The 225-nt window shown below is 59.1% G+C and carries 1 pseudogene; it reads right to left on the bottom strand.

The window, feature by feature from the left end:
- Nucleotides 1-225, bottom strand: a pseudogene (locus tag E0702_RS18640) (hypothetical protein); the annotation flags it as partial.

The raw sequence follows: 225 nt of genomic DNA on the forward strand, positions 1-225 counted from the left end.
TCGACTTCGTAGACAGTGCCATCTTCGAGTTTCACCCCCTCGGGCACGATCTCGGCAATCGGGTTGTCGCGTACGCTGACGGCTTCGACGTTGTCGCGCAGATATGCCTCCAGGTATTGAGTTTCCAATGGCACGCGGTGGGTGCCGAAGCCGTAATCCCCCTTCTTGGGGACAAGAATGTCGATGAGGCGCGGATCCTTGAGGCGCGCACGCATCTTTTCGCGG

This window comes from Halomonas marinisediminis (assembly GCF_004347715.1).
In the GTDB taxonomy this organism is placed as follows: Bacteria; Pseudomonadota; Gammaproteobacteria; order Pseudomonadales; family Halomonadaceae; genus Halomonas; species Halomonas icarae.